The sequence below is a fragment of the Proteus vulgaris genome, from assembly GCF_016647575.1.
Classification (GTDB): Bacteria; Pseudomonadota; Gammaproteobacteria; order Enterobacterales; family Enterobacteriaceae; genus Proteus; species Proteus mirabilis_B.
The window spans coordinates 3,379,665-3,393,737 of record NZ_CP032663.1 but is presented as its reverse complement, the minus strand read 5'-3'; the positions used below and the strand labels follow the sequence as shown (position 1 = coordinate 3,393,737).

The window sequence follows — 14,073 nt, the reverse complement described above, 5'->3', positions numbered from 1 at the left end:
AAAATAACCCTGTGTCTTTGTGAGATACAGGGTTTTTTCTTTATTACTAAAACAAGCAATAAAGTGAATAGATTAAGCCTTATTTTCAGCTTGAGTTTCTACCACAATTTCAACTTCTTCAACTTGGGAAACTTCAATTTGAGGTTTTGCCAGTAGACCAGCTTCTAGCTCATTTAAACGTTGTTCTAAACGATTAAGTTTTTCACGAGTACGTAATAAAACTTGAGTTTGTACATCAAACTCTTCGCGATTGACTAAATCCAACTTGTTTAATTGAGATTGCAGAACAGTGCGGATTTTTTTATCAATGTCATCACCAAAATCTTTAATGCCCTGTGGCAGAACGTTTTGGATTTGGCGCGCGACTTGTTCAAGTTTTTTCGGGTCCAACATGGGATGTCCTCACAAATAAAATAGAAAGCTGAGGCTAAGTGTAATATGAGGACAGAGGGAATAAAACCAGATATCAAGATTATTGTTACTTTTTTATTATAAATAGTTAAATAACCGTATGTCATAAAATGATTATGTGATGAAACAAAGATTGTCGCCGATTGATGATTGCCTCTTATAATTTTAAAGCGTATAGTTTCACCGTTAATCTCAGGGCGGGGTGAAAGTCCCCACCGGCGGTAGATACCTGAATACTTAGGTAAAGCCCGCGAGCGCTTTGTGTTGCCATTGTAATGCAAAGGTCAGCAGATCCAGTGTGATTCTGGAGCCGACAGTTAAAGTCTGGATGGGAGAGAATAAAATAGCATCAGTAGGATCATTGTATCCATTCCTGTTGTTTCTGCTTGTGTATTTATTAAGCAGAGATCCACTCCTAAGACTGCCCTGATTCTGGTAACTTTCATTAATTATTGAGGTTTTTTTACCATGAATCAGACGCTACTTTCCGAATTCGGTAATCCATTTGAGCGTGTTGAACTTGCTCTAGAAGCCCTTCGTGCTGGCAAAGGCGTAATGGTGCTCGATGACGAGAACCGCGAAAATGAAGGCGATATGGTTTTCGCAGCAGAAACGATGACCACAGAACAAATGGCGATGTCTATTCGTCATGGCAGTGGCATTGTTTGTTTATGCATTACAGAAGAACGCCGTCAACAACTTGATTTGCCTATGATGGTGGAAAATAACACCAGTCATTTTCATACGGCATTTACGGTCACGATTGAAGCAGCACAAGGTGTAACAACGGGTGTTTCAGCATCTGATCGTTTAACCACAGTACGTGCAGCGGCTGCTGACAATGCAAAACCAAGTGATTTAAATCGTCCTGGTCACGTATTCCCATTACGTGCTCAACCTGGCGGTGTGTTAACGCGTGGTGGACACACTGAAGCGTCGATTGATTTAGCAACTTTAGCCGGTTTTAAACCTGTTGCAGTGTTATGCGAATTAACAAATGACGATGGCACAATGGCAAGAGCACCAGAAGTAATTACTTTTGCTAAAAAGCACAATATGCCTGTGTTAACTATTGAAGATTTAGTGGCTTATCGTCTTCGTGAGGAGAAAAAAGCTGGCTGAAATTAACATGTTATAAACGACACTGAAAAACACACACACTTATATCAAGCCACTTAAGGAAACTTAGGTGGCTTTTTTCATATTTTTTGAATAACTATTTCATACTTCTTTGACTATATTTCAAGTAAGAAGGCAGTATGCTTATGTGATAAGAACACTCGCCATAAGAGGTGGTTATGGAAACAAAAATGATGCCAGCGCTGTTTATTGGGCATGGTAGTCCAATGAATGTATTAGAAGATAATACATATACTCGCCTCTGGTCAAAATTAGGGGAAACGCTTCCTCAACCTAAAGCGATTTTAGTGATTTCAGCTCATTGGTATACCGATGGGACTTATGTAACAGCAATGTCGCAACCAAAGACAATTCATGATTTCTATGGATTTCCACCAGAGTTATACGCAATAGAATACCCAGCGCGAGGCTCGATAGGCTTAGCCGCACTGATTGAAGATCTTATCGATCCGATTAAATTAAAACTCGATATGGATCAATGGGGATTAGATCATGGGAGTTGGGGAATACTCGAAAAAATGTATCCCAATGCAAATATTCCTGTTGTTCAATTAAGCATTGATGCACGCCAATCAGCACAATGGCATTATGAATTGGGGCAAAAGCTGGTTGAATTACGTAAAGAAGGCGTCTTAATTATTGGTAGCGGTAATATCGTTCACAATTTAAGAATGATGGATTGGCAAAATAGCGATGCGACGCCTTATTCTTGGGCATTAGCCTTTAATGAGACAGTCGAAAACAGCTTACGAAGCGATAATGTGCCAGAAGCGTTATTTACGATTTTATCAACAGAAGAAGGGCGATTAGCGCATCCTACACCCGACCATTTTTTACCTGCGTTGTATCTATTAGGTTTAAAACAAGAGGGTGAAAAGGTAACAGTGCTGAATAATGATATTGTGAATAAATCACTAAGCATGATGACGTTTCAAATTGGATAAAACTACCCAATAGAACCACCCAATAAAACTAATTGATAGAAATAAAAGGCTAAATTCATTTTATAGAATTTGGCCTTTTTTATATTAAATATAATGTATCGACTCATTATATTTCCCTCGTTATTGACCTTTCCAATTTTCTATATAGATATAATAAATATATTTAACTATTTGTTTATATTGATTTTATTTTTATAAAAAGAGAATTCTGATAAGCTTTTTTATCTCTCAATATAAATATTTATTATTGAGATTTTTTGTTGACATTTGTCAACGTTCGATATTAAATTAAGTTTATTGGAGGTTAATGAAGAAACATCCAAATAAGCATATTCAATCTGCTATTGAATATGCTTTAGAGCATGAATGGGTATGGATTGCTTCAGGTAGTCATTCACATACATTTTGTAAACTACGTTGTGGCAATCCAGCTAATGAACATAAAAATCATCAGATAAGTATTTGGTGCACGCCATCAAATATGGAAAATCATGCTAAGCAGATAATAAGAAAGGTTAATCAGTGTTTTTGATCTTTTAGTAAATAAAGCGACTTAGGTCGCTTTTATCGGGATGAATTTAGAGGAATAACGATGCCTTTATTTAATTTTACATTAACATTATCAGGTGTATCGAGTGATATCGATGGATTGGAAGATGCGCTATTTGAAAATGGTTGTAATGATGCTTTAGTCTGTTTTTATGGGAAATCTGTATATTTAGAATTTGATAGAAATGCAAATTCATTAGATGAAGCTATCAGTTCTGCAATAATGAATGTTGAGTTAACAGGGATGAAAATAAGAGTGGAGTCTGTAGATTCTACAATGGTAGGTTTAAGTGACATTGCAGAGCTAACAGGATTAACACGACAGGCAATAGCATTATTAAAAGATGGTTTAAGAGGTGATGGAAATTTCCCTTCACCCATTCAGCGGATAAAAGGTCAATCTCCATTATGGGATTGGTCTGTTGTTGCTGATTGGTTAGAAAAAAATAATCGTTTACATAAATGCCCTGAACTTAGCCAACATGCCAAAATATTGTGTAAATGGAATTTAGCTTTACGAATAAGTAACAATGAAAATAACATTGAATTACAAGATACCGTCGAGAAGATATTGGCGCTAAGAAGACAAATTAACGAGTAAAAATAAAAACACCCCAAAGTTAATTAACTATGAGGTGTTTGAATACAGATATAATCGATTTTAGATCAATCTAAAATAATATGCGGATAGAAGCGGGAGAGATCTTGAGTAATAAGCTCTCTATCTTCTCTAATGCAAATACCTGCGGATTGGTCGTTAACCAGCCAGCTACCAATTAATGTATAACTATCACCAAATTTTGGCAGTGGATGGAAATCTTGAACAATAAAGCCTTCTTCACCGTAAGGGCCATCTGCGACAGCAATATCCTTGCCGTTTTCAACAATACGAATATTTGCACCTTCGCGTGAAAACAGTGGCTTGATAACATAACGCGATAATGAATCAGGCGCTTTACCGTCATAAAAATATGCAGGCAGTAGATTCGGGTGATTAGGGAACATCTCCCAAAGCATTGGTAGTAATGCTTTATTTGAAATAATGCTCTTCCAAGAAGGCTCTAACCAACGAATACCTGCATCAGCCAGTTTAGTTGAGAAGTCTTCGCGGAACATAAATTCCCAAGGGTAAAGCTTAAACATATTGCTGATTATCTGATCTTGCAGATCAGTTAACTCACCACGTTCGCCTAGACCCAGATCTTCAATAAAGACAAAATCAGTCGTTACTTGGGCTTCTTCAGCACAATCTTGTAGATATTGAACTGTACCACGATCTTCTTCAGTATCTTGGCAACAAGACATATGCAGATAACGCATTCCGTATTGATCACGAAGCTCTGCGAATCGATCAATTAATTTCTCTTGAATGCTGTTAAATTGATCGGCATTTTGCGGTAAACGACCTGCATTGACTTGATCTTCAAGCCAGATCCATTGGAAAAAAGCAGATTCATACAGAGAAGTTGGAGTATCTGCATTATTTTCTAACAGTTTTGCCGGACTTTTACCGTCATACGCTAAATCAAGACGTGAATAGAGTGAAGGTTGAGACGATTTCCATGAATCACGCACAAAATCCCAGCAGTGACGCGGGATTTGAAAGCGAGTCAGTAATTCTTCACTATTAGCCACTTTATCAGCGACTTGTAGGCACATCTGATGCAACTCTTCTGTCGTTTCTTCTAACGTTTCAACCTCTTCCATTGAGAATTGATAATAAGCATCTTCAGACCAATAAGGCTCGCCATACATTGTATGAAAGTTAAAGCCAAATTCCGTTGCTTTTTCACGCCAATCCGGGCGTTCAATGATATTTTCACGTTTCATGGTTTTTAATTAACCACCTGAACGGTAAGAAGATGAACCGGTTGAGCTACGGTTATTATTTGTTGCACTGGTACGTTGAGCAGCTGCTTGTCTTGAAACCGTATTACCAAAGCCACCACGAGTTACCGTTGAGGTTGTTGATGGTTTTGGTGTCATCGCTGTTTTTGGTACGTTCATTTGACGACCGCCAACCGCAGGGCCGTAGTTACGACCTGTTGCATCCACAAATTTACCATTTGCAGGGCTTGTTGGGTTACGCGAACTAAACAGAGGTTGTGCTGGCGCACCGCCACCCATTAAGCGACCCATCATATAACCCGCCATTAATGGCATAAAGAAGCTACCACCGGAGTTAGCTTGAGCCATTTGTGAGCTGTCTGGGCTTAAATTATTGGCATTTTCAGTACTAACAGGCTGTCCATCAATAGACGCTGTTTGAGTACATTGCGCATCACCGAATTCAGCTACGCAGTCTTCTAATGTTGCGTATTTAGGTGCGGTACGCTGTGCTTCTTGCAATGCAGTGCGATAAGAGTCTTCACACTGTGCTGCTTGTGAAGGATTCGCTTGAGCACATTCTTGTGCATTCATATACAGTGAAACTGTCTCATCGCTCTCTTCACATCCTGAAAGCGCGAATACAGCAGTGATGGCGATTGCAACAGGCGCCAGACGATAAGGACGAAATGCTTTACGGAAAGCATCACGATTAATCGATTTGGTACGTTTCATTGGCATATTGATAAGATCCATAAAAGGTAAAACGTTCAAAATAAAAGCTAGGATAGGTTAAATAGTCTAGAAAATAAATAAGAAACGCCTAATCATCAGGGATAACCAGAAATTTGTGATCTTTATAAGGTTAAGGGTAATGAAATTAGGTAAATCCTCTCTTTTTAACCTAATTGTAATTAAGGTATTTGTTAATACAAGAATATAGATATTGTTGAGATCTTAATTTAATCCATAACACAATATCTTATGTGAAGAGAAAGCATAAAAAAAACCGCTTATCAGTTTATCGCTGAAAGCGGTTTTTTATAAGTGACTAACTTCTTAATTTACAATTAAGGCGCAACGTTAAGAGCAGGGCTTGTTAACGGGCGGATAATGCTGTCTGGTGAAGTAGAAATTTCTGCACCCAGTGCATTATTTAACTGAATTAAGTCATTTTCATTTAATGTGCCGCGAGCATATTCAATATTTAATTGGTTAATTAAATAGTCATAACGCGCGTTAGATAATTTCTGTTTTGCATCATAAAGTGTTGTTGTGGCATTCAACACATCAACAATAGTACGAGTACCCACTTGGTAACCCGCTTCAGTTGCATCTAATGAACTTTGCGCAGAAACAACGACTTGTTGATACGCTTTAATGCTACTGATTGACGCAGAAATATTGTTATAAGAAGAACGAGCGATTTGGACAATCGAACGATAAACCGATTCTAATTGTTCGCTTGCACTAGTAAAACCATATTGTGCTTGTTCAACTTGTGAGCTTGTTCTGCCACCAGTATACAGAGGGATACTAACAGACAAACCAATACTATTTTGACCATTGTAACTATTGCGACTATTACCTGCTGTTGCTGGAGGTAATGCGCTGCCGTGACTATGGCTATTTGATACGCCAGTTGATGCATTTAAATCTACTGTTGGTAAGTGACCTGATTGCGCTAAGCGAATATTTTCGCGCGCTAAATCTTGACCTAAACGTGCACTTAATAAACTTAAGTTACGCTCTTCAGCATCTTTTAGCAGTTTCTCAATAGAGTCTGGTGAGGTTGTTGAAAAACGAGCAATATTGAGTGAGGCAAGATTAATGTAATAGATACCACTTACTTGGCGTAGTTTTTCTAATGCATTATCTAATTGATTTCGACCAGCTACTTCTTGTGCCAGTACGCTATCGTAATTTGCACGCGCATTTTGTACGTCAGTAATTGCCACTAAACCTACGTTAAAACGTTGAGTTGTTTGATCTAACTGACGGTAAACTTGTTCTTTTTGCGCTTCAATAAATGACAGTGAATCGATAGCACGCAAAACATCAAAGTAAGCGGTCGCGGTATCTAAAATCAGTTTTTGCTGACTTGTTTGATAAGTCACATCGCTCATGCCCGCTGTTTTTTCTTGAATGTTTAATTGGCGCCATAAAGCCATGTTAAACACACTTTGAGTCAGCGTTAAATTTGCACCAATAGAATTGGATTCGGTATCTCTTGCATCACGGTAGCCGCTTTTATAATCTGCAGATGCACCTAATCCTAATTGTGGTAATAATGAGCCACGAGCTTCATTAATTTTTTCAAAAGCTTGATTTCGTTCAGCTAATGATTTGCGTAACTCAGGGTTACTGTCCTTTGCTTTTTGATAAACTTGGAGCAGATCCTCAGCCTGACTTGCAGTGCTGAATCCTGCCAAACTCATCGTGACCAAAAGAGAGAGCAGTTTTTTCATTTTAATTCCTTGTTGCAACAGTTTCGCTGAGTTGCCTCTGTTAATCTTGATTGGGGATAATTCTAGCAGATTGTTTCCCTAAGTAGGGGTAGCCATTTGTGCCATATCCTTTTATTTTAGATTAACTTTACATGAATTGTTGGCAAATTTCTTTAAATCTGTATTAAACGTAAGCAATAAAAAGACTCTTAAATGTAACTTAAGGAACATTGTATGAAGAAAAGGGAAAATACACCATTTTTATACGGTCGTGAAGATGTGAAATTGCTCAGTCAAAGAGATTTATATAAAGGCTTTTTTCGCATGACCGAATATCGCTTTAAACATCGCCTTTTTGAAGGAGGATGGAGTGAAGAGGTTAAACGTGAGGTTTTTGAACGAGGCAATGCTGGTGTTTTGCTCGCTTATGATCCTAAACGTGATGAAGTGGTGTTAATTGAGCAAATTCGTATTCCTGCGTATGAAACCAGCGAGACACCTTGGTTGCTTGAAGTGGTTGCGGGTATGGTCGAACAAGGGGAAAGCCCTGAAGATGTTGTTAGACGGGAAGCCCAAGAAGAAGCAGGGGTTGTTGTTGGACGATGTGAACCTATTGTGAGTTATCTTTCAAGTCCCGGCGGTACGAGTGAAAGAATGCATGTCTATGTTGGCGAAGTTGATGCAACAACGGCAAAAGGTATTCATGGATTAGCGTGTGAGAACGAAGATATTCGTGTTCATGTCGTGAGCCGAGAACAAGCCTATCGTTGGGTTGAAGAAGGCGTTATTGATAATGCAGCATCTGTTATCGCGCTTCAATGGTTACAACTTCATCATATTGCATTAAGAGAGCGTTGGTCAGTAATTTAATACACTAATCAATCTTTAAAGGATGTTTTTAGTAATATTATCAAGTAGAGTAACTATCTCTAAGTGTACGATATCAAATGAATTAAATTATAAAATGAAGTGAAAAAAACGTGATTGAAAGCGAGAATATTTCTCACTAATCTTTTGAAATGTGTATTGGTTGGCAGATCTTTACTACGAAAATACGTTAACATAACGGCTAATGAGAGTGAAACAAGGAAACCTTTTGGAAAGCCAGCTTGAATTATCGGTGAAACACAAAAACACCGTAAGAATATTACAAATCACAGACACCCACCTCTTTGCTAATGTGGAAGACACTCTGCTGGGCATTAATACCTATCGTAGCTACCATGCGGTATTAAATGCGATTAGAGAGCAGGGTCTTGATGTTGACTTGATTGTTGCGACAGGTGATTTAGTTCAAGATCAAACCTTTGAAGCTTATCAGCATTTTGCTGATGGTATTGCGACGCTAACACCTCCTTGTGTTTGGTTGCCGGGGAATCATGACTATCAACCTGCGATGATTGATGCTTTAAATCAGGCAGGAATTTTGTCAGCTAAACAAGTGTTGATTGGTGATAATTGGCAAATGCTATTATTAGATAGCCAAATTCAAGGTGTTCCTCATGGTGAGTTATCAGATTGTCAGTTAGATTGGCTAACACGCTGCCTTGAAAGTCAAAAGCACAGAGATACGATTATCTTGTTGCATCATCATCCTATGCCTTCAGGGTGTACATGGTTAGATCAACACAGTTTAAGAAATTCTCAAGAATTGGCTGAGCGTTTAAAAGATCACTCTCAAGTAAAAATGATGCTTTGTGGCCATATTCACCAAGAAATGGATGAAATGTGGAATGGTATTCGTTTGTTGGCGACACCTTCTACGTGTATTCAATTTCGCCCTCATTGTACAAATTTTACATTAGATACTGTTTCTCCGGGCTGGCGCTATTTGGAAATGTCACTTTCATCTGATGAGAAGGGCAAAATTGACACACAGGTTTATCGTTTAGCGGGTACTGAGTTTTGTCCTGATCTTGATGCGGATGGCTATTAAGTTATGCCTCGTATTCTTTACTTACATGGCTTTAATAGCTCACCTAAATCAGCAAAGGCGCAGGCTTTTCGCCAATGGCTTGAAGTGACTCATCCTGAAATTGAATTGTTAGTTCCTCAATTGCCACCCTACCCTCAAGAAGCCGCTCAGTTAATTGAAACGTTAGTTAAAGAGAGTGCCGATGACAAACTTGGATTAATTGGCTCATCATTAGGAGGCTATTTATCTATTTGGTTATCTCAACGTTTTAACTTACCTGCGGTTGTTGTTAATCCTGCGATACGACCGTTCGATCTTTTGCAAGACTTCTTGGGGGAGAACGAAAATCCTTATACACATCAAAAATATAAGCTAGAACCTCATCATATGGATGAGCTGCTTGCTTTGCGTATTCCCACAATCACATCACCTGAACTTATTTGGTTGCTTCAACAAACTGGAGATGAAATACTTGATTATCGTCAAGCTGTCTCATATCTTGGCGCGTGTAGGCAAACCATAGAATCGGATGGAAACCATGCTTTTGTGGGTTTTGAACGTTTTTTTCCGAAAATTATTCAATTTTTAAAGATAATTTAGCCTTTCGGTCGATTAACCTGTAAAACGTAGGTTGATGTATCTAGCCGAAAATTAATATCATATTGCCGCCAACACCTGTTATTATAAACAGTATTTTTCTAACAGCGAACCGCAGATTAAAACAATGACTCAATCAAGTTATAACGCAAAGGATATTGAGGTTCTTAATGGTCTAGAGCCTGTACGTCGCCGTCCGGGGATGTATACAGATACAACAAGACCGAACCATTTGGCACAGGAAGTGATAGATAATAGCGTGGACGAGGCGCTTGCGGGACACGCATCGAAGGTCGATGTCATTTTATATGAAGATCAATCTATCGAAGTTATCGATAACGGGCGAGGAATGCCCGTCGATATTCACCCTGAACTTAAAGTCTCTGCTATCGAGTTAATCCTAGCTCACCTCCACGCCGGAGGAAAATTCTCTAATAAAAACTATCAATTTTCTGGCGGGTTGCATGGTGTGGGGATCTCGGTTGTTAACGCCCTTTCAAAGCGTATTGAAGTAACTGTTCGTCGTGATGGCAAAATTTACCAAATTGCCTTTGAAAATGGCGATAAAGTTGAAGAGTTACACGAAATTGGCACCTGTGCAAAACGAGACACAGGAACGAGTGTACATTTTTGGCCTGATGGCTCTTATTTTGATGTTCCTCGTTTTTCGTCTAAAAGTTTATCTCACGTATTGAAAGCCAAAGCGGTACTGTGCCCGGGCGTTAATGTTTCTTTTGTTGATAAAGTAAATAACACCCAAGAGAACTGGTGCTACGCTGATGGTTTAACCGATTATTTAAGTGAAGCTGTTGCTGAATTTGTTCGCCTTCCTGAAGAGCCGTTTACTGGCAAATTTGAAGGTGATAATGAAGCCGTTGAGTGGTCTATGTTATGGCTGCCTGAAGGTGGCGATCTACTCACTGAAAGCTATGTTAACTTAATTCCAACGGTACAAGGTGGTACACACGTAAATGGTTTACGCCAAGGCGTGTTAGATGCCATGCGTGAATTTTGCGAATTCCGTAATTTACTACCAAGAGGCCTTAAGTTAACTGCCGATGATACATGGGAGCGTTGTGCTTATGTATTATCAGTGAAAATGCAAGATCCTCAATTTGCAGGGCAGACTAAAGAGCGACTCTCCTCAAGACAAACCAGTGCGTTTGTTGCAAATGCAGTAAAAAATGCTTTTAGCTTATGGCTAAATCAGAATGTTCAAATCGGTGAATTACTTGCCGAAATGGCAATTAGTAGTGCCCAACGTCGTATGCGAGCCGCTAAAAAAGTAGTGAGAAAGAAACTCACTTCAGGGCCAGCATTGCCGGGTAAATTGGCTGATTGTACTTCTCAAGATTTACGTTATACCGAACTGTTTTTAGTTGAAGGGGACTCTGCGGGAGGCTCAGCTAAACAAGCGCGAGATCGTGAATATCAAGCGATTATGCCTCTGCGCGGTAAGATCTTAAATACATGGGAAGTTTCTTCAGATGAAGTGCTAGCGTCACAAGAAGTCCATGATATTTCCGTAGCGATTGGTATGGACCCTGATAGTGATGACTTAAGCCAATTACGTTACGGTAAAGTTTGTATCCTTGCGGATGCTGACTCAGATGGTTTACATATCGCAACCTTGCTGTGTGCTTTATTTGTGCGCCATTTCCCTGCTCTTGTTAAGGAAGGGCACGTTTATATGGCGATGCCACCACTTTACCGTATCGATTTAGGTAAAGAAGTTCATTATGCCCTTGATGAATCAGAAAAAAATGCCATTTTACAACGACTAAGCCGTAAAAAAGGAAAACCTAACGTACAGCGCTTCAAAGGATTGGGTGAGATGAACCCACTTCAACTGCGTGAAACAACGCTTGATCCTAATACGCGTCGTTTAGTGCAATTGGTGATTGATGATGAGAATTATCAAGAAACCCTAGGCATGATGGATATGTTGTTAGCGAAGAAACGCTCTGAAGATCGCCGAAATTGGTTACAAGAAAAAGGCGATGAAGTTGATATCGAAGTGTAATGGATACCACAAGAGTCTGAGGAAAAAATTGAATGAGTGAATTGACTCATGATGGTGTAGAGCGCCAACCGCTCCACTTATTTACAGAAAATGCCTATCTCAACTACTCCATGTACGTCATTATGGATCGTGCATTGCCTTTTATTGGAGATGGGCTAAAACCTGTGCAACGTCGTATTGTTTATGCGATGTCAGAGCTAGGTTTAAGCAATAGCGCCAAATTTAAAAAATCAGCCCGTACTGTTGGTGACGTGCTAGGTAAATATCACCCACATGGTGATAGCGCATGTTATGAAGCTATGGTGCTGATGGCTCAGCCATTCTCTTACCGTTATCCATTAATTGATGGGCAAGGTAACTGGGGGGCTCCGGATGATCCGAAATCTTTCGCCGCGATGCGTTATACCGAATCACGCCTTTCTAAATATTCACAAACATTATTGAGTGAATTAGGACACGGTACGGTAGATTGGATCCCTAACTTTGACGGCACGATGCAAGAGCCGAAAATGTTGCCTGCACGCTTACCTAATATTGTGCTTAATGGTACAACCGGTATTGCTGTTGGGATGGCAACAGATATTCCGCCACACAATGCGCGTGAAGTAGGACAAGCTTTAGTGATGCTTTTAGATAATCCTGATGCGGGATTATCTGATGTGATGCAATATGTTCAAGGCCCTGATTATCCGACTGAAGCTGAAATTATTACCGCTCAAGACGATATCAAAAAGATTTATAAAACAGGGCGTGGCTCTGTCAGAATGAGGGCTGTGTGGCAGAAAGAAGAAGGATGTGCGGTGATCACTGCATTACCTCATCAAGTTTCTGGCGCTAAAGTACTTGAGCAAATTGCCGCATTAATGCGTGCCAAAAAACTACCTTTAGTTGAAGATTTGCGTGATGAATCTGATCATGAAAATCCAACTAGGCTTGTTATTGTTCCTCGTAGTAATCGCGTCGATTTAGAACAAGTGATGTACTACTTGTTTGTGAATACTGATTTAGAGAAAAGTTATCGCGTTAACCTCAATATGATTGGGTTAGATAACCGTCCGGCAGTAAAAGGGTTACTGACTATTTTAAATGAGTGGTTAGTTTATCGTCGCCAAACAGTCACAAACCGCTTAAATCACCGTTTAGAGAAAGTTTTACGTCGCTTAGAAATTCTCAAAGGTTTATTAATTGCTTATCTCAATATTGATGAAGTGATTGAAATTATCCGTCATGAAGATGAGCCAAAAGCAGAATTAATGCGCCGCTTTGAGTTATCTGATATTCAAGCCGAAGCTATTTTAGAGTTACGTTTACGTCATTTAGCCAAGCTTGAAGAGATGAAACTAAAAGGCGAAAGTGATGAGCTTGAAAAAGAACGCGATAGCATTGAGAAGTTGTTAAGTTCACCACGTCGTTTAAATACTTTACTGAAAAAAGAAATTGAAGCCGACGCAAAAGAATTTGGTGATGATCGTCGTTCGCCAATCCGTCCTCAAGAAGAGGCGAAAGTGGTAAATGAACAAGATATGTTGCCATCAGAGCCTGTCACCATTGTATTGTCTGAAATGGGTTGGGTACGTAATGCGAAAGGACATGATATTGATCCTAGTGGCATGAGTTATCGTGCAGGGGATAGTTATCACAGTGCAGTACGTGGTATGAGTAATCAGCCTGTTCTATTCCTTGATTCTACGGGACGTAGCTATACCCTAAGCCCAAATGATATGCCTTCAGGACGTAGCCAAGGCGAACCATTAACAGGCAAGTTAACTTTCCCACCTGATGCCAGCGTGAAATACATGTTAGCGGGAAGTGCGGGGCAAGAGTATTTACTGGCGACAAAAGAAGGTTATGGTTCTGTTCTCTCTTACGATGAGATGGAAACAAAGAATAAGACAGGTAAAGGGCTACTGACGGTTTCTGAAGAGACTGAATTATTAGCACCGTTCTTAGTTGATCCTCAGAAGAAAAATGAGCAACACTGGTTTATTATCATCACTGATAAAACACGTATTTTAGCCATTTCAGCAGAACAGCTAAATGAAATGAATAAAAAAGGACGTGGTACACGTCTTGTTGCTTTAGGGAAAGAGCAAGCTGATGTGATTGAACAAATGCTGTTCGCACCTAAAGATGAAGCATTAATCTTTACTGTTGATGGTCAGCAAGAAGTGCTTAAAGCAGAAGAGATCAACTATTTTAGCGGTAATGCGGGTGATGAAC

Annotated in this window: 12 protein-coding genes, 1 pseudogene and 1 riboswitch; of the genes and pseudogenes, 9 read left to right on the top strand and 4 right to left on the bottom strand. The window is 39.4% G+C overall.

Annotated elements, in window-relative coordinates:
• Window positions 1-72: 72 nt before the first annotated feature.
• Window positions 73-393: a ubiquinone biosynthesis accessory factor UbiK gene (gene ubiK, locus D7029_RS15545; protein WP_088494644.1), complete on the bottom strand. Its 321-nt coding sequence runs from the start codon at window positions 391-393 to the stop codon at window positions 73-75.
• Between the two features lie 202 nt (window positions 394-595).
• A riboswitch (FMN riboswitch) is annotated at window positions 596-755 on the top strand.
• A gap of 124 nt (window positions 756-879) precedes the next feature.
• On the opposite strand from ubiK, the gene ribB reads away from it, so the two are divergent.
• The 4 genes from ribB (at window position 880) to D7029_RS15525 (ending at window position 3,645) form a co-directional block, all read left to right on the top strand.
• Window positions 880-1,533: a 3,4-dihydroxy-2-butanone-4-phosphate synthase gene (gene ribB, locus D7029_RS15540; protein WP_023582768.1), complete on the top strand. Its 654-nt coding sequence runs from the start codon at window positions 880-882 to the stop codon at window positions 1,531-1,533.
• A gap of 176 nt (window positions 1,534-1,709) precedes the next feature.
• A complete protein-coding gene (gene ygiD / locus D7029_RS15535) occupies window positions 1,710-2,495 on the top strand; it encodes a 4,5-DOPA dioxygenase extradiol (RefSeq protein ID WP_194951165.1) in 786 nt (261 codons plus the stop codon).
• Between the two features lie 307 nt (window positions 2,496-2,802).
• Complete coding sequence (locus D7029_RS15530; protein WP_072070061.1) at window positions 2,803-3,027, top strand: hypothetical protein; 225 nt, start codon at window positions 2,803-2,805, stop codon at window positions 3,025-3,027.
• Window positions 3,028-3,087: 60 nt separating this feature from the next.
• The gene (locus D7029_RS15525) at window positions 3,088-3,645 is read left to right on the top strand and encodes a helix-turn-helix transcriptional regulator (protein WP_194951164.1); all 558 of its coding nucleotides are present in this window, start codon (window positions 3,088-3,090) and stop codon (window positions 3,643-3,645) included.
• A 65-nt stretch (window positions 3,646-3,710) separates the two neighbouring features.
• Here D7029_RS15525 and D7029_RS15520 read toward each other — a convergent pair whose 3' ends face one another.
• The 3 genes from D7029_RS15520 to tolC form a co-directional block, all read right to left on the bottom strand.
• Entirely contained in the window at window positions 3,711-4,874 is a 1,164-nt protein-coding gene (locus tag D7029_RS15520) for a glutathionylspermidine synthase family protein (protein ID WP_075672907.1), read from the bottom strand.
• A gap of 9 nt (window positions 4,875-4,883) precedes the next feature.
• Window positions 4,884-5,612, bottom strand: a complete 729-nt coding sequence (locus tag D7029_RS15515; RefSeq protein ID WP_072070058.1) for a DUF1190 family protein — start codon at window positions 5,610-5,612, stop codon at window positions 4,884-4,886.
• 329 nt (window positions 5,613-5,941) lie between these two features.
• Entirely contained in the window at window positions 5,942-7,339 is a 1,398-nt protein-coding gene (gene tolC, locus D7029_RS15510) for an outer membrane channel protein TolC (RefSeq protein ID WP_194951163.1), read from the bottom strand.
• 213 nt (window positions 7,340-7,552) lie between these two features.
• On the opposite strand from tolC, the gene nudF reads away from it, so the two are divergent.
• The 5 genes and pseudogenes from nudF to parC form a co-directional block, all read left to right on the top strand.
• The gene (gene nudF / locus D7029_RS15505) at window positions 7,553-8,188 is read left to right on the top strand and encodes an ADP-ribose diphosphatase (RefSeq protein WP_194951162.1); all 636 of its coding nucleotides are present in this window, start codon (window positions 7,553-7,555) and stop codon (window positions 8,186-8,188) included.
• 226 nt (window positions 8,189-8,414) lie between these two features.
• Complete coding sequence (cpdA, locus tag D7029_RS15500) at window positions 8,415-9,254, top strand: 3',5'-cyclic-AMP phosphodiesterase (protein ID WP_098941962.1); 840 nt, start codon at window positions 8,415-8,417, stop codon at window positions 9,252-9,254.
• A gap of 3 nt (window positions 9,255-9,257) precedes the next feature.
• Complete coding sequence (yqiA, locus tag D7029_RS15495) at window positions 9,258-9,833, top strand: esterase YqiA (protein WP_088494652.1); 576 nt, start codon at window positions 9,258-9,260, stop codon at window positions 9,831-9,833.
• A 124-nt stretch (window positions 9,834-9,957) separates the two neighbouring features.
• Window positions 9,958-11,853, top strand: a complete 1,896-nt coding sequence (gene parE, locus D7029_RS15490; RefSeq protein ID WP_088494653.1) for a DNA topoisomerase IV subunit B — start codon at window positions 9,958-9,960, stop codon at window positions 11,851-11,853.
• Between the two features lie 32 nt (window positions 11,854-11,885).
• Window positions 11,886-14,066: pseudogene (gene parC, locus D7029_RS15485) on the top strand (DNA topoisomerase IV subunit A); the annotation flags it as partial.
• Window positions 14,067-14,073 lie beyond the last annotated feature (7 nt).